The sequence below is a fragment of the Streptomyces sp. NPDC000345 genome, from assembly GCF_042898825.1.
GTDB lineage: Bacteria > Actinomycetota > Actinomycetes > Streptomycetales > Streptomycetaceae > Streptomyces.
This window is the reverse complement of the sequence record NZ_JBIAZE010000003.1, coordinates 417,626-440,117: the sequence shown is the minus strand read 5'-3', so window position 1 is coordinate 440,117 and position 22,492 is coordinate 417,626. Positions and strand designations below refer to the sequence as shown.

Here is a 22,492-nt window from a genome sequence, read left to right as displayed (position 1 = left end):
GGCTACATCTCCTCGGTGACGTAACTGCGAAGCCAGGACCGGAAGTCCGGACCCAGATCTTCACGTTCGCACGCGAGTCTGACAATGGCACGCAGGTAGTCGCCGCGGTCGCCGGTGTCATAGCGGCGGCCGTCGAAGACGACACCGTGCACGGGGCCGCCGACCTTCTCGTCCTGGGCGAGGAGCTGGAGGGCGTCGGTGAGCTGGATCTCGCCGCCGCGGCCGGGCTCGGTCTCGCGCAGGACGTCGAAGACGCTCGGGTCGAGGACGTAGCGACCGATGATGGCGTAGTTCGACGGGGCGTCGGCCGGGTCGGGCTTCTCCACCAGGCCGGACACCTTGACCACGTCGCTGTCGGGGGTGGTCTCCACGGCCGCGCAGCCGTAGAGGTGGATCTGCTCGGGGGCGACCTCCATGAGCGCGACGACGCTGCCGCCGTAGAGCTCCTGGACGTCGATCATCCGCTGGAGCAGCGGGTCGCGGGGGTCGATGAGGTCGTCGCCGAGCAGGACCGCGAACGGTTCCTGCCCGACGTGCGGGGCCGCGCACAGCACGGCGTGGCCGAGGCCCTTGGGGTCGCCCTGGCGGACGTAGTGCATGGTGGCGAGGTCGCTGGACTCCTGGACCTTGGCGAGGCGCCCCGCGTCGCCCTTCTTCTGGAGCGCCGACTCGAGTTCGTAGTTGCGGTCGAAGTGGTCCTCAAGGGGACGCTTGTTGCGGCCGGTGACCATGAGGACGTCGTCGAGGCCGGCGGACACGGCCTCCTCGACCACGTACTGGATCGCGGGCTTGTCCACGACCGGCAGCATCTCCTTGGGAGTGGCCTTGGTCGCCGGGAGGAACCGGGTGCCGAGGCCGGCTGCGGGGATGACAGCCTTGCTGATCCTGGGGTGAGACTGAGTCATGTCCGCAACCATATCCGGTGGCTTTGAGAGGAATCTGTAGCTCCGGTTAATACGTGTTCATTTGAGTGCATTGGAGCAGTGCGGGTGCGACCCATCAGCCGGGACGACGGCAGACCGGACTCTGACAAACATATGTTGCGGCGAGGGTTCCTCGACATGAGGAACAGATTGACGGCGGACGACGTGCGGACGGCGGCGGCCGCGCTGGCCGAGCACGCCCTGGAACTGCCCGAGTTGGCGCACGCGCGCACGGTGGCCGCGTACGTCTCCGTGGGCACCGAGCCCGGCACGCTCACGCTGCTGGACGCCCTGCGGGCCCGGGGGGTGCGTGTGCTGCTTCCCGCGCTGCTGCCGGACAACGACCTGGACTGGGCGGCCTACGACGGCGAGGGCTCCCTCGCGCCGGTCCGGCACGGGAAGAAGATGGAACTGCTGGAGCCCGTGGGCGAGCGGCTCGGCCCGGACGCCGTCACGCGCGCGGACGTGGTGCTGCTGCCCGGTCTCGCGGTCGACGCGCGCGGGATGCGCCTGGGGCGCGGCGGAGGGTCGTACGACCGCGTGCTGGCGCGTCTGGAACGGGCCGGCGCGCACCCCTCGCTCGTGGTGCTCCTGTACGACTCGGAGGTCGTCGGGCGTGTCCCCGCGGAGGCGCACGACCTGCCGGTGCGGGCCGTGGTGACGCCGTCGGGGGTGCGGCGCTTCACCTGAACTCACGGAAGCCCGGCACCGCTCACGGAAGCTCACGGGAACTCAGGGGAACTCATGCGAAGGGGCCCTCCACACGCGTGTGGAGGGCCCCTTCCTCAGTCGCTCACGGCTTGAGCACGAGGGTGTCGCTGGTGCTCTTGTCGACCGCCTTCTCCGAGAAGGACCAGTCGAGCAGTTCGCCCTTGGCCCACTTGCCGGTCTGGTCGGTGTAGTGGGCGCTGAAGGCGTGTCCGGAGGCGCCGGTGAGGTTGATCCACTTCGACTTGTCGAGGTCGTCGAGGTTGACCACCATGCGCATCGACGGCACCCAGACGACGCCGTAGCCGCCGGCCGCGTTCCAGCCGGTCGCGTCGACCGCGGCCTCGCCGCCGCCGAGCTTCCACGGGCCGCGGTTGAGGACGTACTGCAGGAAGCCGGGGCCGCTGGTGCCCAGGGTCTGGTTCTTCAGGAACAGGCGGTGCAGCCGGCCCCAGCTCCAGGTGTCGATGTCCTTGCCGAGCTTCGCGGTCAGCTCCCAGCGGGCGTCGATCATGGCGCGCTCGAACAGGTCGTCGCGGTTGGCGACGGCGCCCAGGCGGCCGCTGGCCGACTTGGGCGTCGTCCACCAGTCGCTGTCCTTCTTGTCCATCAGGTCGCGCACGACCTGGAACCAGCGGTCGCCGCCGTCCGGCTGCGCCTGGTCCGCGTCGCGCTGGCCGCACTCACGGACCTTGCCGGTGTCGTCGACCGGGCTGGTGCTCTTGGCCGGGTCGACCCACAGGCACTGGCCCTCGACGCGCAGTTCCTTGGGCAGCTTGTTGCCGAAGGCGAGCTTGAGGATGTTGCGCCAGACCGCGTTGAAGTAGGCGGCCGCGGCCGAGTCGGCGTCCTGGACGTAGTCCCAGCCCTGCAGCAGGTCCTGCGCCTCGCGGACGTCGGGGTCGTCGAGGTTGATCTTCAGCAGGGTCGGGACGAGCAGCTTGGCGACCTCGCTGCTGTTGTCCGTCTGCATCTGGCGCATGTCGTCGGTGGAGATCTTGCCGTCGCCCTTGATCTTCTGCTCGATCAGGTCGGTGATGCGCTGGCTGCGGGTGCCGTAGCCCCAGTCCGTGGTGAGCGTGTAGGGGTAGGCGTCGGGGTCGACGACGGCCTGGTTGGCGGTGACGATGTAGCCGCGCTTCGGGTTGTACTCGTAGGGCAGCGCGTCGAAGGGGATGACGCCGGTCCACTTGTTCCCGGAGTCCCAGCCGGCGACCGGGACGGAGCCGTCGTCGCCCTTCGCGCGCGTGGGGATCTTTCCGGGCAGCTGGTAGCCGATGTTGCCGTCGGTGTCGGCGTAGATCAGGTTCTGCGAGGGCACGTCGAAGGACTCGGCCGCGTCGCGGAAGCCGTCCCAGTCCTTCGCCTTGTCGATGGCGAAGACGGCGTCCATGGTGGTCCCGGCCTCCAGCGCGGTCCACTTCAGCGCGACGCCGTAGCCGTCGCCCCGGTCCGGTGCCGCGTTGTCGACGGTGGCCTTCTGGCCGACCTTCACGAGCTGCTTGCTGCGGTCGGACAGCAGGGGCATCCCGTCCTGGGTCTCCCGGACGACGATCTTCTTCGACGCGCCGCCGGCGACCTTGATGGTCTCCGTGCGCGAGGTGAAGGGCTTCACCTTGCCGTCGTAGAGGTAGCCGTCGCCGGAGAGCTTCTCCAGATAGAGGTCGGTGACGTCGGCGCCGGAGTTGGTCATGCCCCAGGCGATGTCCTGGTTGTGGCCGATTATCACGCCGGGCATGCCCGCGAAGGTGTAGCCCGAGACGTCGTACTGGCACGTGCTGGAGACGGTCCGGCAGTGCAGGCCCATCTGGTACCAGACGGACGGCAGCGAGGCCGACAGGTGCGGGTCGTTGGCCAGCAGCGGCTTGCCGGTGATCGTGTGGTCGCCGGAGACGACCCAGGAGTTCGAGCCGATGCCGTTGCCGTTCACGCCGACGGCCGTGGGCAGGTCCTCCAGGACGTTGTAGAGGCCCTCCAGCTGGCTCTGCAGGCCCGTGGCGTCCCCGGAGGTCCCGGAGCCGCTCGCCGTGCCGCTCGTGCCCGTGGTGCCCGTCGTACCGCTCGTGCCCGTCGTACCGCTCGTGGACCCGTCACCGGAGCCGCTCGTGCCGTCGCTCTGCCCGAACGCCTCGGTGAGCTCGTTGTACTCGCCCTCCTGGACGATCGTGTTCGACTGGCCGTCGACGGTGTACGGGTACTCCGGGTACAGCTCGGCGATCTGCTGCGGGCCGAGGCGGCTCGTCATCAGGGCGCGGTCGATCTCGTCCTGCATGTTGCCGCGCAGGTCCCAGGCCATCGCCTTCAGCCAGGAGATCGAGTCGACCGGGGTCCACTCGGCCGGCTTGTAGTCGTTGGCGAAGCCGAGCGCCGCGTACTCCAGGGAGATGTCCTCGGCGTCCCTGCCCTTGAGGTAGGCGTTGACTCCCTCGGCGTACGCCTTCAGGTACTTCTTGGTGGAGTCCGACAGCTTCTCGTCGTACTCCTTCTTCGCGATCCGGTCCCAGCCCAGGGTGCGCAGGAACTCGTCGTTGTCGATCTGGCCCTTGCCGAACATCTCCGACAGACGCCCGGAGGTCATGTGGCGGCGCACGTCCATCTCGTAGAACCGGTCCTGCGCCTGGACGTAGCCCTGCGCCATGAACAGGTCCTGGTCGGAGGACGCGTAGATCTGCGGGATGCCGTAGCCGTCCCGCTTCACGTCGACGGGCCCGGACAGGCCTTCGAGGGTGATCGAACCCTTGGTCTGCGGGAAGGAGGCCCGGACGGTGCTGATGGACCAGTAGCCGCCGAAGGCGAGGCCACCGATGACGGCCAGCACCAGTACGAGCACGATCAGACGGGCTTTGCGCCCCTTCTTCCTGCCGGACTTGCCGGGCTTGTCACCCGATGTGGCGGTGGTGTTGGGGGGCATCGCTGTCCTTGCTGTCCTAACGCGAGCGGCAGGCGGTCCTGGAGTGCTGGAGCAACCATAGGCGCAGGGGTCCGCGCCACTTGACGCGGAGTCGGGTACCAGCACGGAAGGATGTTCGATCCTGCCTCGCCGAGCGTCAAGAAATCGTCAAGAGTTAGGTAAGGTAACGAAGTAGTTGGGTCCGAAGCGCACCGCTTCGTGTCCCCTGTACGTGTGTGCCCGCGCGCGAGCCGCGCGCCAGGGAAGGGAACCGCCGCTGACTGTCCAGCACCTCAACCAGCTCCTGCTCGTCTGCTCGCTCGTCCTGCTCGTCGCCGTCGCAGCGGTCCGGATCTCCTCGCGCAGCGGGCTCCCCAGCCTGCTCGTGTACCTGGGGATCGGCGTCCTCATGGGCCAGGACGGCATCGGCGACATCCAGTTCGACAACGCGGAACTCACGCAGGTCATCGGATACGCGGCCCTGGTCGTGATCCTCGCCGAGGGTGGTCTGGGCACGAAGTGGAAGGAGGTCGGACCGGCACTTCCGGCCGCCTCCGTGCTGGCCCTCGCCGGGGTCGCGGTGAGCGTCGGCGTCACCGCCGCCGGCGCGCATTACCTGACCGGGCTGGAGTGGCGGCAGGCGCTGATCATCGGCGCCGTGGTGTCCTCGACGGACGCGGCGGCGGTCTTCTCCGTCCTGCGCAGGATCCCGCTCCCCGCGCGCGTGACGGGCACGCTGGAGGCCGAGTCCGGCTTCAACGACGCCCCGGTGGTCATCCTGGTCGTCGCCTTCTCGCAGACGGGCCCCGTCGAGCACTGGTACGCGCTGCTGGGCGAGATAGCCCTGGAGCTGGCCATCGGAGCGGCCGTCGGCCTCGCGGTGGGCTGGCTGGGCTCCTGGGGCCTCAGGCACGTCGCGCTGCCCGCCTCCGGCCTCTACCCGATCGCCGTCATGGCGATCGCGGTCACGGCGTACGCCGCCGGCGCCCTGGCCCACGGCAGCGGCTTCCTCGCCGTCTACCTCGCCTCGATGGTCATGGGCAACGCGAAGCTGCCGCACTGGCCCGCCACCCGCGGGTTCGCCGACGGGCTCGGCTGGATCGCCCAGATCGGCATGTTCGTCCTGCTCGGCCTGCTGGTCACCCCGCACGAGCTCGGGGACGACGTGTGGCCCGCGCTCGTCATCGGCCTGGTGCTGACCATGGTGGCGCGTCCGCTGAGCGTGGTGCTGTGCCTGACGCCGTTCCGGGTGCCCTGGCAGGAGCAGACGCTGATGTCCTGGGCCGGCCTGCGCGGCGCGGTCCCCGTCATCCTGGCGACGATCCCGATGGTGAGCGGCATCGAGGGCAGCCGGCGCATCTTCAACATCGTCTTCGTCCTGGTCGTCGTCTACACGCTGATCCAGGGGCCGACGCTGCCCTGGCTGGCCGGCCGGCTGCGTCTGGGCGAGGACTCCGAGGCCGCCGACCTCGGGGTCGAGTCGGCGCCCCTGGAGCGGCTGCGCGGGCACCTGCTGTCCGTCGCGATCCCCGAGGGCTCGAAGATGCACGGCGTGGAGGTCAACGAGCTGCGGCTGCCGGCCGGGGCCGCCGTCACCCTCGTCGTCCGCGACGGGAAGTCGTTCGTCCCGCTGCCGACGACCGTGCTGCGGCACGGCGACGAACTCCTCGTCGTCGCCACCGACCCCGTCCGGGACGCGGCCGAGAAACGCCTGCGCGCCGTGGGCCACGGGGGCAAGCTGGCCGGCTGGCTGGGCACCGACGAGGCGCGTTAAGTCCGCGTTTCGTACTGTTCACACCCCGTTCAATCAGAGGCGGGCTGACCCCGACGTGCTCATTTTCACAGGTAGGCCGGACCACACCCCCTGTACGATGAAGGCGCACCTTGATCGAACCAACTCTGCCTGACGCAGAGCTGGCGCGAACGTATGGCGGCCGGCACACCTCCCTCAGGGGCCCGGTATCTACCGCAGTAGCGCAAGAGGACAGCTCTCGGCGCCCCTCGCCCGCACAGTGGGGTCGCGCTACCAGGCGGCAGAAAGGCACGGGCCGTGGCGTCCACGGTCTCCATCGGATACGGACAACTGCTGCGCACCCGCGGCGCATGGACGTTCCTGCTGCCCGGCTTCGCGGCGCGCCAGCCGTTCGCGATGCTCACCCTCTCCATCGTGCTGCTCGTGCAGCACACCACCGGCTCCTACGGCGCGGCGGGTGCCGCCGCCGCGGTCACCGGTGTCTCCATGGCGCTGTTCGCGCCCTACAGCGGGCGCCTCGCCGACCGCTACGGCCAGCGCGCGGTGCTGGTCCCCGGCGTCCTCCTGCACGCCGTGGCCGGCCTGACCCTGACGGGGCTCGCCCTGGCCGACGCGCCCCTGTGGGCGCTGTTCGCGGCGGCCGTCCCCACGGGCGCCTCGGTGCCGCAGATCGGGCCCATGGTGCGGGCCCGCTGGGCCGTGAAGCTGAAGGGCTCCCCGCTGCTGACCACGGCGGCGGCCTTCGAGTCCGTCACCGACGAGCTGACCTTCGTCGTCGGCCCGCTGCTCGCGACCGCCCTGTGCACCACCGTGAACCCGGCCGCCGGACTGCTGACGGAGGCCTCCCTGACCCTGCTCGGCGGTCTGCTGTTCGCCGCGCGGAAGAGCACCCAGCCGCAGCCCGCCGCCACCGGGCACGCGCGCGTGGAGCACGCCTCCGCGCTGCGCGTCCCCGGTGTGCGGGTCCTGATCGTCACCTTCCTGGGCATCGGCTCGGTCTTCGGCGGCATGCAGGTCTCACTGGCCGCGTTCACCGAGTCGATCGGCGAGCCGGGCCTGAACGGCGTCCTGTACGGGACGTTCGCCGCGGGCAACATGCTCTCCGGTCTGGTCTGCGGCGCCATCGCCTGGAAGACCGCCCCGCGCCACCGCCTGGTCGCCGGGTACGCCGCGCTCGCTCTGACGGCCTCCGGCCTGTGGGCCGCGCACTCGGTGCTCGTGCTGGCGGGCCTGGGCCTGCTGGTCGGCATGTGCATCGCGCCCGCGCTGATCACCGGCTACACGCTGGTCGAGAGCCTGGTCCCGGCCGGGGCGCGCACGGAGGCGTTCACCTGGCTGACGGGCGCGGTCGCGCTCGGGCAGGCGGCGGCCGTCACGGTCGCCGGGCAGCTGGAGGACCGCTTCTGGGGCGGCGCCGGGTTCCTGGTGCCGATGGGCGGCACGCTGCTGGCCCTGGCCACCCTGCTGGCGCTGCGATCGCGGCTGGTGGCGCGGCCCCGGGGCCGTACGGTCGCACGTGGCGTCGGTCACCGCGTGCCGTTGACAGTGGACTGATTCCCGGGAATGCGTCACTATGGATCGTCGTTAGCACTCATTGAGTGAGAGTGCCAGGAGGAAGACAGTGCCGACCTACCAGTACCAGTGCACCGAGTGCGGCGAGGGCCTCGAGGCGGTGCAGAAGTTCACCGACGACGCTCTGACCGAGTGCCCCAACTGCGGTGGCCGCCTCAAGAAGGTGTTCTCCGCGGTCGGTATCGTCTTCAAGGGCTCCGGGTTCTACCGCAACGACAGCCGCGGCTCCTCGTCGAGCAGCTCGCCGGCGTCGGCGTCGAAGTCGTCGGCCTCCTCGGACTCCTCGTCCTCGAGCTCTTCCTCCTCGTCCTCGACGTCCTCCTCGGACTCGAAGTCGAGCTCCGGCACCTCGGCGGGCACCTCCGCCGCGTAAGGCTTCGCCCGGGACCCTGCCGTCGTCCGACGGCAGGGTCCTCGGTGTTTCCTGGACCGGTGACAGGCCGTGTTCGATTCCGGCTACTGTGCTGGCCATGGTGAAGGCAGACAGCGGCGCGGCAGAGATCGGCGTCATCGGCGGTTCGGGCTTCTACTCGTTCCTCGACGACGTCACCGAGATCCAGGTGGACACCCCCTACGGGTCGCCCAGCGACTCCCTCTTCCTCGGCGAGATCGCCGGCCGGCGGGTCGCGTTCCTGCCCCGGCACGGACGCGGGCACCACCTGCCGCCCCACCGGATCAACTACCGGGCCAATCTGTGGGCGCTGCGTTCGGTCGGGACGCGCCAGGTCCTGGGTCCGTGCGCGGTGGGCGGTCTGCGCCCCGAGTACGGGCCCGGCACGCTGCTGGTGCCCGACCAGATGGTCGACCGTACGAAGTCGAGGGTCGCGACCTACTTCGACGGGCTGCCGCTGCCGGACGGCGGCGTGCCCAACGTGGTTCACGTGTCCCTGGCCGACCCCTACTGCCCCGCCGGGAGGGCCGCCGCGTTGAAGGCGGCGCGCGGACGGGAGTGGGAGCCGGTGGACGGCGGGACGCTGGTCGTGGTCGAGGGGCCGCGGTTCTCGACCCGCGCCGAATCGTCGTGGCACCGGGCGCAGGGCTGGTCGGTGGTGGGCATGACGGGCCACCCCGAGGCGGCGCTCGCCCGTGAACTGGAGCTGTGCTACACGTCGCTGAACCTGGTCACCGACCTGGACGCGGGCGCGGAGAGCGGTGAGGGCGTGTCGCACGAGGAGGTCCTGACGGTGTTCGCGGCGAACGTGGACCGGCTGCGGGGCGTGCTGTTCGACGCGGTGGCCGCGCTGCCGCCGAACGAGGAGCGGGACTGCGCATGCGCCGGGGCGCTGGGCGGGATGGATCCCGGGTTCGAGCTGCCGTAGCGGAACCCGCCGTTCGGGCGAGGGAGTTTTCCACAACCCGTGGACGGTCCACCGGCTCCGGCGGGCGGCGGCGCCAAGGGTCATCGTGGTCGGGCAAGCCGATCCCTCTCCGCAGGTGGTGGTCCCGATGTCCCCTCGTCCTCCCGCGCACCCCGTCCCTCCTCCGTACGAGGTGCCGCAGTTCCCTCCCGTGCGGGTCGGGAGCGGGTGGTGCCGGCTGGACCGGCTCGTGCGGAACCGGCAGCGGGCCGTCGCGCTCGGCCTCGCCGTCACCGCCGCCGCGCTCGTGGCCGCGGGGCCGGGAGGCGGTGCTCCGGCGCCGGCTCGCGGGCACCCGGACGCGGGCCCGTACGCCCGTGCCCACCCGCCGGCAAGCGGCCCGGTCCGCGGGCGTCCCGCGGCCGGGAAGGTGACGGCGCCGGTGCGGATCGCCGACGCCGAGACCGTGCGGCTGCTGCGGCCCGGTGACCGGGTCGACGTCATCGCCGTGACCGCCGCCGGGCGGACGGCGGCCGAGGACCAGGCTCGGGTGGTCGCGCGCGGGGCGCTCGTGACGAAGGTGCCCGAGCCGCTGGAGTCGTCCGTGGGCGCCGGTGACGGCGGCGCGCTCGTCGTGCTGTCGGTGCCCCGCTCCGCCGCGGCCCGCCTGGCGGGCGCGAGCGCGACGGGCCGGCTGGCGGTGACGGTGGGGTGAAGAAGAGGTCAAGTCCTTCGTCGGTACCGCCGAACGGGGCACAGGCGGCTCAGGGTCACGTAGGTTGCGGAGCTGTTCGTTCCCCACCGTGTGCCACGGCCCGTGCAGATGAGGAGAGCCCCCGAGGTGAGCGAGAAGAAGAAGGAACCGAGCGTCCTGCAGGGCTTCAAGGCCTTCCTGATGCGCGGGAACGTCGTCGATCTGGCAGTGGCGGTGGTCATCGGCGCGGCCTTCACGAACATCGTGAACTCGGTGGTGAAGGGGATCATCAACCCCGTCATCGGCGCGATCGGCACGAAGAACCTGGACGGCTACAGCTCCTGCATCAAGGGCCCCTGCACCGGTGCCGGCGACAGCGCGACGGGCGTTCGCCTCCTGTGGGGCTCGGTCCTCGGCGCCACCCTCACGTTCGTGATCACCGCGGCGGTGGTCTACTTCCTGATGGTGCTGCCCATGGCGAAGTACCTGGCACGGGTGGAGGCCCGCAGGAAGGCGCGGGAGACCACGCAGGAGGTCATCGAGGTGACCGAGCTGGAGGTGCTCAAGGAGATCCGCGACGCGTTGGTCGCCCGGCGCGGGCCCGGCCCCGGCGAGCGGTAGTCACCCGCTCCTCGCCGGCGGTTCAGAGGTGGTGCGGCGGCTTCTCGTCCAGGAAGCGCCTGAGATCGGCCGCGCTGTCACCGGACGCGGCCGGACGCTCGCCCCACCCGCGGTCCGTGTCGTCCGAGGACTGCTGGTCCAGCGGGTCGTCGAAGACCAGCGCGGGCTTGGGGGCGCGCGGCTCGGGGGCGGCGGGGGTGCTCATGCCACCAGGGTACGGCCCCGCGCACGCACCAGGACTTCCCTGCCGCGCCGCGGCCCCCGGCGTCCGGGGCCACCGGCCACCGGGCCACCGGGCCACCGGGCCACCGGGCCACCGGGCCACCGGGCCACCGGGCCACCGGGCCACCGGGATGCTCGTACCGCGTCCCGGGCTGGGCGAGACTGGCTGCCATGACAGTTGACGCTCTGACGGACGTCGCGGGCGTGCGGGTGGGGCATGCCACCCGTGTCGGCGGCGGTTGGCTCACCGGGACCACGGTCGTGCTCGCGCCGGAGGGCGGTGCCGTCGCCGCCGTGGACGTGCGCGGCGGCGGTCCCGGCACCAAGGAGACCGACGCGCTCGACCCGCGCAACGTGGTGCAGCGGGTGGACGCGGTCGTGCTGACCGGCGGCAGCGCGTACGGGCTCGACGCGGCGTCCGGTGTGATGGCCTGGCTGGAGGAGCGGGGGCGCGGGGTGCCCGTCGGTGCGGACCCCGCGCACGTGGTGCCGGTGGTGCCCGCCGCGTGTGTCTTCGACCTGGCGCGGGGCGGTGACTTCCGGGCCCGTCCGGACGCGGCCCTCGGCCGGGCCGCGGTCGAGGAGGCGGCGGCGAGCGCGGCCGGGGCGCCGGTCCCCCAGGGGTGTGTGGGCGCCGGGACGGGCGCGGCGGTCGGACCGATGAAGGGCGGCGTCGGCAGCGCGAGCGTCCTCCTCGACTCGGGGATCACGGTGGCCGCGCTGGTGGTGGCCAACGCGGTGGGCTCGGTGACGGATCCGGAGACGGGGGTGCTGTACGGGGAGCTGTTCCAGGGACGCGTCGAGTACCCGGAGGCGCGTGTGCACGAGGAAGCGCGCCGGCGTCTCGCCGAGAGCGCCGCGAAGAACGCCCCTCCCCCGCTGAACACGACGCTCGCGGTGGTCGCCACCGACGCGGAGCTGACGAAGGCGCAGGCGCAGAAGCTGGCCGGCACGGCGCACGACGGCATCGCGCGCGCCGTGCGTCCGGTGCACCTGCTCCACGACGGGGACACCGTGTTCACCCTGGCGACGGGCGCCCGCCCGCCGGCCTCCGAGCACCCGCTGGCCCTGAACGAGATCCTCGCGGCGGGCGCGGACGCGGTGACCCGCGCGATCGTACGGGCCGTCCGCGCGGCCGAGTCGGTGGAGGGACCGGGCGGGGCGTGGCCGTCCTATACGGAGTTGTACGGGCGTACGGAGTTGTACCGGCGCTGACCACGGCGTCGTGCGCGCCGGCGACGGCACCGTGCGGTGGCCCGGAGTCGCCGCACGGCCGCCGCCCCGGTGCGGGAGCAACGACCGTCGGGGGGAGGGGGATTGTCGCGGTTCTGTCACGTGATGGCGTTCAGTGCGTCGGGGAGGGAACCCCGCCGGCGGCCGGGGCCCTCCTTCTTCACGTACCTGAGCGGATCTCGCACATCACATGAAGCTGGAGCAGCCCGTGACAACGCCGGACATAGCAGCGCGTCGCGTCCTGGGAGCCTGTGCCGTCCTGGTGGCCGGCGCCCTGACCCTGACCGCCTGTGGCGGAAGCGCCAACGCGAAGGACGACGCCAAGGGCGGCAAGGGGAGTTCGTCCAAGACGTCGACCGCGAAGATCGTCATCTCGGCCAAGGACGGCTCGACGGGCGCGTCCATCAACACGACCGGGGTGAGGGTCAGTGACGGCCGGCTGACCGAGGTGAGGATGACGGTGGCCGGGACCGGGCAGACCGTGCCGGGCTCGCTGTCGGCGGACGGCGGCAGCTGGAAGCCGAAGGAGCAGCTGGAGCGCGGGACGAAGTACGAGATATCGGCGACCGCGAAGGACGCGAACGGCAAGGTGGCCGCCGCCGACTCCGTCTTCACCACGGTCACCTCGGCCGGCAGCTTCATCGGGACGTACACGCCGGACAACGGGACGACGGTCGGGGTCGGGATGCCGGTGTCGTTCACGTTCGACAAGGTGATCAGCGACAAGAAGGCCGTGCAGTCGCACATCACGGTGACCTCCAGCAGCGGACAGCAGGTGGTGGGGCACTGGTTCGGGGCGCAGCGGCTCGACTTCCGGCCCGAGGAGTACTGGAAGGCCGGTTCCAAGGTCACGATGAAGATCGACCTGGACGGGGTCGAGGGCGCGAACGGCGTCCACGGGGTGCAGAAGAAGACGGTGACCTTCACGATCGGCCGCTCGCAGGTCTCCACGGTCGACGTGGACACGGAGATGATGACGGTGGTGCGGGACGGGCAGGTCCTGAAGAAGGTGCCGATCTCCTCGGGCAGCCCGCAACACACCACGTACAACGGCCAGATGGTGATCTCGGAGAAGTTCACGCAGACGCGGATGAACAGCCAGACGGTCGGACTGGGCGGGGAGTACGACATCCCGGACGTGCCGCACGCGATGCGTCTGACGACGTCCGGCACGTTCATCCACGGCAACTACTGGTACAACAAGGGCAATCCGCCGTTCGGCCGGGAGGGCACCAGCCATGGTTGTGTGGGCCTGGCGGACACGCAGGGCGCGCAGGGCGACACTCCCGCCAAGTGGTTCTACGACAACTCGCTGATCGGGGACGTCGTGATCGTCGAGAACTCCCCCGACAAGACGGTGGCGCCGGACAACGGGCTCAACGGCTGGAACATGCCGTGGGCCGAGTGGACGGCCGGGAGCGCCGCCTAGGAGCTGGCGTCCGGGGGGACGGGGCTTCGGGCCAATCCGTCTCCCACCGGCGGGTTCTGCCGGCGCGTCGGGCCGTACGGGAATTTTCCGTACGGCCCGGGCGTTTTTCCCGGCGTACGTTTTCTCGGTTCCCGGACATGATGTCCGACCGAGGGGCTACGGTATGCACCCACAAGGTGACATGCAGCAACGCCGGGAGAAACCTTGAGCGTTCCGTACGAGACAGCAGCGTACGAACCAGCCGAGTCGCCCGAGTCTCCGGAGGAGCACCTCGCGCGGCTTCTCGGTCGTGCCCTGAACTCGTTCGAGCTGCCGGACGACGTGCTTCGGCGGCTCGACTGCGCGCTGGCACACGACAGCTCGCTGCACTCGGCGCACCACAGCGCGGGTCTGCACCGTGAGACGTACCGGCACACCTGGCTGCTGGCCGACGGCTGTGCGCTGACCCTGTGGGAGCTGGTGCACAACACCGCGCCGGGCAGCGAGCCGCAGCACGAGGTGTACGTGGACGAGGAGGAGCTGCGCACCGCGACGGCACGGCTGCCGTTGCCGCCGGACGAGCCGGACTTCGAGCTGCCGGTGCTGGTGCCGCTGGCGCAGGTCTCCGCGCCCCGGCACGTGTACGTGCCGGACGACTCGGCGGACCACGCGCGCCGGCTGCTGCGCCGGGCGGAGAACAGCGACCGGCCCGGCTCGGAGACCGCCGAGCTGCTGAGGTCGGCGTTCGCCCACCAGATCACCCAGGCCTTCGGGCGGCCGTGCCGGGCGGGGCGTATCGGTCTCGGCTTCTCGCTCTACGAGCACGCGTTCCTGTTGCGGGACGGCCAGGAGATCTCCCTGTGGGAGGTCGAGCACACGGCGACGCCCGACGGACGGCACATGTGTGAGGTGTATCCGTCGGAGGCGGAGGCCCGGGAGGCGATGGAACGGCGGGCGGCGCGGGTCTCCTGACGGTGCGGGTCACCTGACAGCACGGTGACCTGACCGCACGGATGCTTGACGGCGCGGGCCCTCGGACGTGCCGAGCGGCCGGCCGCGGTCCCTGGCGTGGGGGCCGCGGCCGGCCGCTCGGGCCGGTGCCGGGTGGGGGTTACGCGGCGACGGGCTGCTTCGCGCCGGTGGCCGGGGTGGCCGCGTCCTCCGCAGCCGTGGCCGCGGTGCCGTCGGCCGGCTTGCGCAGGCCCTTGAGGACGATCACCAGGCCCGCCGTCACGGCCGTGCCGATGGCGATGGCCAGCAGGTACAGGAACGGCTTGCCGATGAGGAAGGTGACCCAGATGCCGCCGTGCGGGGCGCGCAGGGTCGAGCCGAAGGCCATGGCCAGGGCACCGGTGACCGCGCCGCCCGCCATGGAGGCGGGGATGACGCGCAGGGGGTCGGCCGCGGCGAACGGGATCGCGCCCTCGGAGATGAAGGAGGCGCCGAGGACCCAGGCCGCCTTGCCGTTCTCGCGCTCGGCCGGGGTGAACAGCTTCTTGCGGACGGTGGTCGCGAGGGCCATGCCCAGCGGGGGCACCATACCGGCGGCCATCACGGCGGCCATCACCTGCATCGCGGAGTCGCTGGGGTTCTGCACGGCGATGCCGGCCGTGGCGAAGGCGTAGGCGACCTTGTTGACCGGGCCGCCCAGGTCGAAGCACATCATCAGGCCGAGCAGGATGCCGAGCAGGATCGCGTTGGTGCCGGAGAGGCCGTTGAGCCAGTCCGTCATCGCCTTCTGCGCCTCGGCGATCGGCTTGCCGATCACGATGAACATCAGGAAGCCGACGAAGATCGAGGAGACCAGCGGGATCACGACCACCGGCATGATGCCGCGGAGCACCGGCGGTATCTTCACCCGCTGGATGGCGAGGACCACGCCACCGGCCAGCAGACCCGCGACCAGGCCGCCGAGGAAGCCGGCGCCGATGTTGACGGAGATCATGCCGCCGACGAAGCCGGGCACGAGGCCGGGCCGGTCCGCCATGCCGAAGGCGATGTATCCGGCGAGGACGGGGATCAGGAAGCCGAAGGCGACCGCGCCGATCTGGAACAGCAGCGCACCCCAGCTGTCGACCTGGCCCCAGTCGAAGTGTTCGGTGACCGGCTTGGCGCCGTTGATCTGGTAGCCGCCGATCGCGAAGCCGAGGGCGATCAGCAGACCGCCCGCCGCGACGAACGGGACCATGTAGCTGACGCCGGTCATCAGCCACTTGCGCAGCTTGGTGCCGTAGCTGTCGCCGGGGTCGCCGGCGCGCTCGACCGGGGTGGAGCCCGCTCCGGCCGCGGCGGTCACCTCTCCGCGGGCGGCCTTCTCACGCACCTGGGTGATCAGTTCGGCGGGACGGTTGATGCCCGCCTTCACGCCGACGTCGACGGTCGGCTTGCCGGCGAAGCGGTCCTTCTCGCGCACGGGGACGTCGTGGGCGAAGATCACGCCGTCCGCGGCGGCGATGACGGCCGGGTCGAGCCGGGTGAAGCCGGCCGAGCCCTGCGTCTCGACGGTCAGCTCGACGCCCGCCTCGCGGCCCGCGTTCTCCAGGGACTCGGCCGCCATGTAGGTGTGGGCGATGCCCGTGGGGCAGGAGGTGACGGCGACGATCCGGAAGGGCCGGTCGTCCGGGGCGGGAGCGGTGGCCGTGGCGGCGCCGGCGGAGGCCGCCGCCGGCGCCGCCACGGAGTCCTCGGTGGTGACCGCGGTGCCGGTGTCCGCGGTCTCGGTGCCCTCGGAAGCGCTCTCGGCCGGGGCGGCCGGCGCGACCGGGGCCTCGTCCCCGCGGATCAGGGCCGCCGCGACCGCCGGGTCCCCGGCCGACCGCAGCGCGTCGGTGAACTCGCCGTTCATCAGCTGGCGGGCGAGGGACGACAGGATCGTCAGATGGGCGTCGTCGGCGCCGGCGGGAGCGGCGATCAGGAAGATCAGGTCGGCGGGTCCGTCCGCCGCGCCGAAGTCGATCCCGGCGGCGCTGCGGCCGAAGGCGAGGGTCGGCTCGGTGACGTGTTCGCTGCGGCAGTGCGGGATGCCGATGCCGCCGTCGAGACCGGTCGGCATCTGAGCCTCGCGGGCGGCCACGTCGGCGAGGAAGCCCTCCAGGTCGGTCACCCGGCCCAGGGCCACCATGCGTGCGGCGAGGGACCGCGCGGCGGCTTCCTTGGTGTCGGCGGACAGGTCGAGATCGACCAGGTCCGAGGTGATCATGTCACTCATCGCGGGCTCCTTCGCACGCGTATCGCCCGGAGCGTGGGGTGGGCGGGGCTGGGGGTGGGGACGGGAGTGGGGGGTGGGGCGGGGAGGGGGGAGGCGGTGAGTAACAGGACGGTCGTCATGACACCGGCTCCTTCAGTTCGCGGTCCACCGGCACCTCCGCCGTGACCGTCACCGCCGCCGGGTCCAGATCGCCCGGGGTCGGCATCACGCTGCCGGGCAGCTGGACGGCTGCCGCGCCGTGGGCGACGGCGGAGGCGAGCGCCGCCGGGCCGCTGCCGCCGGCGATCAGGAAGCCGGCGAGGGAGGAGTCGCCCGCTCCCACGTTGCTGCGTACGACGTCGACACGGGCGCTCGCGAACCAGGTTCCGGTGTCCTCGACGAGGAGCTGGCCGTCGGCGCCGAGGCTGGCGAGCACGGCGCGGGCGCCCATCTGCCGCAGTTCCTCGGCCGCCTTCACCGCGTCGCCGACCGTCGCCAGGGGGCGGCCGACGGCCTCGGCGAGTTCCTCGGCGTTCGGCTTCACCACGTCGGGCTGCTCGCGCAGGGCTTCGAGGAGGGCGCGGCCCGAGGTGTCGAGCGCGATGCGCGCTCCTCCGGCATGCGCCCGTGCGACGACCTCGGCGTACCAGGAGGGGGCGAGGCCCCGGGGCAGGCTGCCGCAGCAGGCGATCCAGTCGGCGTCGCGGGACTGCTCGCGCACCGTCTCCAGGAGCAGTTCCTGCTCCTCGGCGGAGAGCTCCGGACCGGGCGCGTTGATCTTGGTGAGGACGCCGTCGGACTCCGCGAGCGCGATGTTGGAGCGGGTGGCTCCGGTGACCGGGACCGGGGCGACCTCGATGCCCTGCGCGTCGAGCAGGTCGGCGACGAGCGCGCCCGGCGCACCGCCGAGGGGCAGGACGGCGACCGTGCGCCGTCCGGCGGCCGCGACGGCGCGCGAGACGTTCACGCCCTTGCCGCCCGGGTCCATCCGCTCGCCGGTGGCGCGGATGACCTCGCCGCGGTCGAGGGAGGGGACCTCGTAGGTGCGGTCGAGGGAGGGGTTGGGGGTGACGGTGAGGATCACGCCTGCGCTGCTCATGCTCGTACCACTTCCGTGCCGCCGCGCTCGATGGCGGCCGCGTCGTCGTCGCTCAGCCCGCTGTCGGTGATCAGCAGGTCCACGTCGCTCAGGCCGCCGAAGCGGGCGAAGTGCTCCTGGCCGTGCTTGGAGGAGTCGGCGAGCAGCACCACCCGGCGCGCGGCGGCGACGGCCGCCTGCTTGACCGCGGCCTCGGCGAGGTCGGGGGTGGTCAGCCCGTGCTCGGCGGAGAAGCCGTTGGCGGCGACGAACAGGACGTCCGCGCGGATCTCGCCGTAGGCGCGCAGCGCCCAGGCGTCCACGGCGGCGCGCGTACGGTGGCGGACGCGCCCTCCGACGAGGTGGAGCTGCATGCCCGGGTGGTCCGCGAGGCGGGCCGCGATGGGCAGGCTGTGGGTGACGACGGTGAGCTCGGCCTCCAGCGGGATCGCCGCCGCGAGGCGGGCGACCGTGGTGCCGGCGTCGAGGATCATCGTGCCCTCGGAGGGCAGTTCCGTGAGGGCCGCCTTGGCGATGCGGTCCTTCTCGTCGGCGGAGGTGCCCTCCCGTTCGGCGAGGTCCGGTTCGAAGTCGAGGCGTCCGGCCGGTATGGCACCGCCGTGCACGCGGCGTACCAGGCCGGCGCGGTCGAGGGCCTTCAGGTCGCGGCGGATCGTCTCCGCGGTGACCTGGAACTCCTCGGCCAGCGACAGGACGTCCACCCGGCCGCCCTCGCGGGCGAGCCGCAGGATCTCCTGCTGCCGCTCCGGTGCGTACATGTCCGCGCTCGCCTCCGACTCGTGTCCGGCGTCCGGTCGATGTCCGACTGGTGTCCGGCTCATGCCCGAACTTGTGGTTTCGCTGCGAGGCTACGCCCGGATTTCCGGAAAGTAAACAGTTTCGGGCCTGATTCGGGCATGAACGGACTTCGGTCGTCGAAGTGCGGTGTCAAGCTGACGCATTAGGCCAGGTCACGTCCTACTACTGCGGCATGCTCGGGCGTATGACGACGGACACCCCGGCCCGGCTGCTGCAGTTGCTCTCCCTTCTCCAGACGCCCCGCGAATGGCCCGGCGGCGAGCTGGCCGAACGGCTCCGGGTGTCCCGGCGGACCGTGCGCCGGGACATCGACCGGCTGCGTGAGCTGGGGTATCCGGTGCAGGCGAGCAAGGGCGCGGACGGCGGGTACCGGCTGGTCGCGGGCAAGGCGATGCCGCCGCTGGTGCTGGACGACGAGGAGGCGGTGGCGATCGCGGTGGGCCTGCGGGCGGGGGCCGGGCACGCGGTGGAGGGCGTCGACGAGGCGTCCGTGCGCGCCCTGGCCAAGCTGGAGCAGGTGCTGCCGGCCCGCCTGCGCCACCGCGTCGCCACGCTCCAGGCCGCGACCACTCCGCTGACCAGCGGGGACGGAGCGAGCATCGCGCCCGAGACGCTGACCGTGATGGCGTCCACGGTCGCGGGACGGGAACGGCTGCGGTTCGCCTACCGGGCGAAGGACGGCACCGAGTCGCGGCGGCTGACCGAGCCGTACCGGCTGGTGTCGACGGGGCGCCGCTGGTACCTCGTGGCGTACGACCTGGACCGGGCGGACTGGCGGACGTTCCGGGTGGACCGGGTGCGGGAGCCGTTCGCGACCGGCGCGCGGTTCGCCCCGCGGGAGCTGCCGACGGGCAGTGCGGCGGAGTACCTGCGGCGCTCGCTTCAGGGGCAGGCGTACACGTACGAGTTCGACGTCGCCTTCGAGGAGCCGCCGGAGTCCGTCGCGGCGCGGCTGCCCGCGTGGATGGGGCAGCCGGAGGCGGACGGCGAGGGCGGGAGCCGGCTGCGCGGGTCGACCAGCGATCCGGTGGACTGGCTGGCCCTGCGGCTGGCGATGCTGGGATGCGAGTTCTCGGTGCGGGGGCCGAGGGAACTGACGGAGTGCGTGAGGGAGTTGGGGGCGCGGTTGGGGAGGGCGGGGGCGGCGGGGACACGGGCTGAATCAGGCGCCCCCGGGGCCGGCGGGGGCACGGGCTGAATAGACACCCCAGGGCGACAAGGGACGCGGACCGAACCAGACACCCCCGGGGGCCGGCGCCGCCCGAGCGTGGCCGTCCGCCCTCCCCGCATCCCCCTCACCGCTGGTCCGCCGGCCGCTCCCCCTCCGTGTCCTCCCAGGCGAACCCCCGCAAGGCCTCCAGGTTGTTCATCGCCAGGGCTGCCGGGCTCCTGGGGCCGGTGGCCGGGGTGTCGGTCGCGGCCCAGCTCTCCACGGCCACCCGGACCGCGGCGCTCGCGACGGCGGCGGCGAAGCGCCGGTGAGGTGTGATCCCGGTGTCCCGGGAGAGCCGGGCCGTCAGCACCTCCGCCAGCGCCTCCTCCGAGGCCTGGCAGACCTCGGCCCAGACCTTGCCGAGGGCGGGATTCGTGCCCGCCAGGCGGATCAGGGTGCGGACCCAGTCCCAGGAGGCGGCGGAGACGCCCCGGCCCGGCACGAGGGTGTGCTGGACGGCGTGGGCCAGGGCCTCGGGGAGGGCGAGTTCGGGCGGGGCCTCGCGGACCGCTTGAGCCCAGCGCTGGGCGCCCGCCGCGTAGAGGGGGGCGACGGCCTCTTCCTTGGTGGCGAAGTAGCGGTAGAAGGTGCGGGGGGCGATGCCCGCGGCGTGGGCGATGTCCTCGGCACGGGTGGCCTTCGGGCCACGGGCGGCGAAGAGACCCGCCGCCGCCTTGGCGATCTCCATCCGGGTCGCCGCCTTGCGCCGCTCGGTCAGGGAGGCCGTCGCGGGGGTGGAGCTGGTCACGTCGGCAGGCTATGCCCATGTGGCACAATCTGCCATCCGGGCGGGCCACCCCGTGGTTCAGGTACGGGGTGCCCCGCCCACCTCGGCGTGCGAAGAGCGAGCCGGCGCGCCGGAGTTGCGAGCCGGGCTCCGGCGCCCGGGGGAAGGCGCCGAAGCCCGGCTCGGGGAGAGTCCCGGCGCCGGGGGGATGTGCGTCGGGACGTGGTCCTGGTGAGGGTGCGGACGGCTGCCGAGGGGCTTCAGGGCTCCGGCGGCGATGCGAACTCCCGTGCCCTGAAGTCTTGTTCCCCGGTCCTGTGGGTTGAAGCGGCGTTGTGAAGCCATGTTTGCGCGGGGACGCGCCACCCGGCGCACGCGGGCGGACCGGGTGCCCGGGTGAGGGCCTGCGAGCTCTAGGCGGCCGCCTCGAACCCCGTGTCCCGCGCCAGCTTCTTCAGCTCCAGCAGCGCGTGCTTCTCGATCTGGCGGATGCGTTCGCGCGTCAGGCCGTGCTCCTTGCCGACCTCCGTGAGCGTGCGCTCGCGGCCGTCCTCGATGCCGTACCTCATCTTGATGATGGAGGCCGTACGCGGGTCGAGGCGGTCGATCAGGCCGTCGAGTTCCTCGCTGCGCAGCAGCGTCAGCACCGACTGCTCGGGCGACACCGCCGAGGTGTCCTCCAGGAGGTCACCGAACTGGGTCTCGCCCTCGTCGTCCACCGACATGTTCAGCGAGACCGGGTCACGGGCCCAGTCCAGGACGTCGATGACGCGCTCGGGGGTGGAGCCGAGCTCGGCGGCGATCTCGAGGGGCTCGGGGTCGCGGCCGTGCTCCCGGTTGAACTCGCGCTGGACACGGCGGATCCGGCCGAGCTCCTCCACGAGGTGGACGGGCAGGCGGATCGTGCGCGACTGGTCGGCGATCGAGCGGGTGATGGCCTGGCGGATCCACCAGGTGGCGTACGTCGAGAACTTGAAGCCCTTGCGGTAGTCGAACTTCTCCACCGCGCGGACCAGACCGGCGTTGCCCTCCTGGATCAGGTCGAGCAGGGGCAGGCCGCTGCGGGGGTAGCGGCGGGCGACCGCGACGACCAGACGGAGGTTGGAGCGGATGAAGACGTCCTTGGCGCGCTCGCTCTCGGCGACCAGGGCCCGAAGCTCCTCGCGGGTGGCGTCCGCCCTGGACTCCTCGTACCCGTCGAGGACCTGTTGCGCGAACACACCCGCCTCGATGATCTGGGACAGCTCGACTTCCTTGGCGGCGTCGAGCAGCGGCGTGCGCGCGATCTCGTCGAGGTACATGCCGACCAGGTCGCGGTCGGCGATCTCGCCGCCATGGGCGCGAACACTGCTTGCCGCGTCGGTCCCGCCGGTGGCGGACTGACGACGGGCGACGGCACGGGTTGCCATGCGTGCTCCCTTGCGATGGTGGGGTCAGCGGGTGGTCCTTGGACACCGCGCACTCGCTCAGCGTCCCTGGACTGATCCGGGACTCTTCTCGGGTGCCCTGCATCCGATGGAAACAACGACTGGAATCAGGACAGAATTCCCAACCTGCACCCCGATTTTTCTGATCATGCAGTACCCTGTCCGGCCATCGTCAGGCCACACGGGGAGACGCGATGTCGTCGGAACGTACAGAGGTGCAGGTCAGGCCAGGAGTCGAGGGAGACCTCAAGGCCCTCACCGATCTCTACAACCACTACGTACGTGAGACGTCCATCACCTTCGATACCGCGGTGTTCACTCCGGAAGAGCGCCGTCCTTGGCTGCTCTCCCACCCTGAAGACGGCCCGTACCGGCTGAAGGTTGCCGTCGACGCGGACTCACAGGAGATTCTCGGGTACGCCACATCCAGCCCTTACCGGCCGAAGCCCGCCTACTCCACCTCGGTGGAGGTGACGGTGTACGTCGCCCCGGGCGCCGGCCGCCGCGGTGTCGGAACGCTGCTGTACAAGGCGCTCTTCGAGGCGCTGGCGGGCGAGGACCTGCACCGGGCGTACGCCGGGATCGCACAGCCGAACGAAGCGTCCACGCGGCTGCATGAACGCTTCGGTTTCCGGTACGTCGGCACGTACCGCGAGGTGGGCCGCAAGTTCGGCCGCTACTGGGACGTGGCCTGGTACGAGAAGGACCTGTAGGCCGGC

General features: G+C 71.7%; 20 protein-coding genes. 12 read left to right on the top strand and 8 right to left on the bottom strand.

What is annotated here, in order from left to right:
• Positions 1-2: 2 nt before the first annotated feature.
• Entirely contained in the window at positions 3-905 is a 903-nt protein-coding gene (gene galU / locus ACFY30_RS09490; protein ID WP_390844566.1) for a UTP--glucose-1-phosphate uridylyltransferase GalU, read from the bottom strand.
• Between the two features lie 132 nt (positions 906-1,037).
• Here galU and ACFY30_RS09485 point away from each other — a divergent pair, with 132 nt between their 5' ends.
• A complete protein-coding gene (locus tag ACFY30_RS09485) occupies positions 1,038-1,613 on the top strand; it encodes a 5-formyltetrahydrofolate cyclo-ligase (protein WP_390844565.1) in 576 nt (191 codons plus the stop codon).
• Between the two features lie 103 nt (positions 1,614-1,716).
• On the opposite strand, the gene ACFY30_RS09480 is transcribed toward ACFY30_RS09485, so the two are convergent.
• Positions 1,717-4,542 carry a penicillin acylase family protein gene (locus ACFY30_RS09480; protein WP_390844564.1) on the bottom strand — a complete coding sequence of 942 codons (2,826 nt, stop codon included), beginning with the start codon at positions 4,540-4,542 and terminating at the stop codon, positions 1,717-1,719.
• Between the two features lie 211 nt (positions 4,543-4,753).
• Here ACFY30_RS09480 and ACFY30_RS09475 point away from each other — a divergent pair, with 211 nt between their 5' ends.
• The 6 genes from ACFY30_RS09475 to mscL all read left to right on the top strand — a co-directional run bounded on the left by ACFY30_RS09475 (position 4,754) and on the right by mscL (position 10,459).
• Positions 4,754-6,295, top strand: coding sequence for a potassium/proton antiporter (locus ACFY30_RS09475; protein WP_390844563.1), 1,542 nt, complete (start codon positions 4,754-4,756; stop codon positions 6,293-6,295).
• Between the two features lie 276 nt (positions 6,296-6,571).
• Entirely contained in the window at positions 6,572-7,828 is a 1,257-nt protein-coding gene (locus ACFY30_RS09470) for an MFS transporter (RefSeq protein WP_390844562.1), read from the top strand.
• A 67-nt stretch (positions 7,829-7,895) separates the two neighbouring features.
• Positions 7,896-8,219: an FmdB family zinc ribbon protein gene (locus ACFY30_RS09465; RefSeq protein ID WP_390844561.1), complete on the top strand. Its 324-nt coding sequence runs from the start codon at positions 7,896-7,898 to the stop codon at positions 8,217-8,219.
• A gap of 97 nt (positions 8,220-8,316) precedes the next feature.
• Positions 8,317-9,165 carry an S-methyl-5'-thioadenosine phosphorylase gene (locus tag ACFY30_RS09460; protein ID WP_390844560.1) on the top strand — a complete coding sequence of 283 codons (849 nt, stop codon included), beginning with the start codon at positions 8,317-8,319 and terminating at the stop codon, positions 9,163-9,165.
• Between the two features lie 127 nt (positions 9,166-9,292).
• Positions 9,293-9,859: an RcpC/CpaB family pilus assembly protein gene (locus tag ACFY30_RS09455; RefSeq protein WP_390844559.1), complete on the top strand. Its 567-nt coding sequence runs from the start codon at positions 9,293-9,295 to the stop codon at positions 9,857-9,859.
• A 126-nt stretch (positions 9,860-9,985) separates the two neighbouring features.
• Positions 9,986-10,459: a large conductance mechanosensitive channel protein MscL gene (mscL, locus tag ACFY30_RS09450; protein ID WP_390844558.1), complete on the top strand. Its 474-nt coding sequence runs from the start codon at positions 9,986-9,988 to the stop codon at positions 10,457-10,459.
• 22 nt (positions 10,460-10,481) lie between these two features.
• On the opposite strand, the gene ACFY30_RS09445 is transcribed toward mscL, so the two are convergent.
• Positions 10,482-10,664 (bottom strand): hypothetical protein, encoded by a 183-nt coding sequence (locus tag ACFY30_RS09445; RefSeq protein WP_390844557.1) that lies wholly within the window; start codon positions 10,662-10,664, stop codon positions 10,482-10,484.
• 188 nt (positions 10,665-10,852) lie between these two features.
• Here ACFY30_RS09445 and ACFY30_RS09440 point away from each other — a divergent pair, with 188 nt between their 5' ends.
• From ACFY30_RS09440 to ACFY30_RS09430, 3 genes are all read left to right on the top strand, one after another.
• Entirely contained in the window at positions 10,853-11,896 is a 1,044-nt protein-coding gene (locus ACFY30_RS09440) for a P1 family peptidase (RefSeq protein WP_390844556.1), read from the top strand.
• A 226-nt stretch (positions 11,897-12,122) separates the two neighbouring features.
• Positions 12,123-13,343 (top strand): Ig-like domain-containing protein, encoded by a 1,221-nt coding sequence (locus ACFY30_RS09435; protein WP_390844555.1) that lies wholly within the window; start codon positions 12,123-12,125, stop codon positions 13,341-13,343.
• Between the two features lie 204 nt (positions 13,344-13,547).
• Positions 13,548-14,294 (top strand): DUF6227 family protein, encoded by a 747-nt coding sequence (locus ACFY30_RS09430; RefSeq protein ID WP_390844554.1) that lies wholly within the window; start codon positions 13,548-13,550, stop codon positions 14,292-14,294.
• A 139-nt stretch (positions 14,295-14,433) separates the two neighbouring features.
• Here the strand turns inward: ACFY30_RS09430 and ACFY30_RS09425 are convergent, their stop codons facing one another.
• The 3 genes from ACFY30_RS09425 to ACFY30_RS09415 form a co-directional block, all read right to left on the bottom strand.
• Positions 14,434-16,530 (bottom strand): fructose-specific PTS transporter subunit EIIC, encoded by a 2,097-nt coding sequence (locus ACFY30_RS09425; RefSeq protein ID WP_390844553.1) that lies wholly within the window; start codon positions 16,528-16,530, stop codon positions 14,434-14,436.
• Between the two features lie 115 nt (positions 16,531-16,645).
• The gene (pfkB, locus tag ACFY30_RS09420) at positions 16,646-17,593 is read right to left on the bottom strand and encodes a 1-phosphofructokinase (protein ID WP_390659492.1); all 948 of its coding nucleotides are present in this window, start codon (positions 17,591-17,593) and stop codon (positions 16,646-16,648) included.
• Positions 17,594-17,604: 11 nt separating this feature from the next.
• On the bottom strand, positions 17,605-18,366 hold the full coding sequence (locus tag ACFY30_RS09415) for a DeoR/GlpR family DNA-binding transcription regulator (RefSeq protein ID WP_390844732.1): 762 nt from the start codon (positions 18,364-18,366) through the stop codon (positions 17,605-17,607).
• Positions 18,367-18,590: 224 nt separating this feature from the next.
• Between ACFY30_RS09415 and ACFY30_RS09410 the strand changes: the two genes are divergently transcribed.
• Positions 18,591-19,604: a helix-turn-helix transcriptional regulator gene (locus ACFY30_RS09410; RefSeq protein ID WP_390844552.1), complete on the top strand. Its 1,014-nt coding sequence runs from the start codon at positions 18,591-18,593 to the stop codon at positions 19,602-19,604.
• A gap of 97 nt (positions 19,605-19,701) precedes the next feature.
• Here the strand turns inward: ACFY30_RS09410 and ACFY30_RS09405 are convergent, their stop codons facing one another.
• Entirely contained in the window at positions 19,702-20,307 is a 606-nt protein-coding gene (locus ACFY30_RS09405) for a TetR/AcrR family transcriptional regulator (protein WP_390844731.1), read from the bottom strand.
• A 452-nt stretch (positions 20,308-20,759) separates the two neighbouring features.
• A complete protein-coding gene (locus ACFY30_RS09400; protein ID WP_390844551.1) occupies positions 20,760-21,755 on the bottom strand; it encodes an RNA polymerase sigma factor RpoD/SigA in 996 nt (331 codons plus the stop codon).
• A 212-nt stretch (positions 21,756-21,967) separates the two neighbouring features.
• On the opposite strand from ACFY30_RS09400, the gene ACFY30_RS09395 reads away from it, so the two are divergent.
• Complete coding sequence (locus tag ACFY30_RS09395; protein WP_390844550.1) at positions 21,968-22,486, top strand: GNAT family N-acetyltransferase; 519 nt, start codon at positions 21,968-21,970, stop codon at positions 22,484-22,486.
• Positions 22,487-22,492 lie beyond the last annotated feature (6 nt).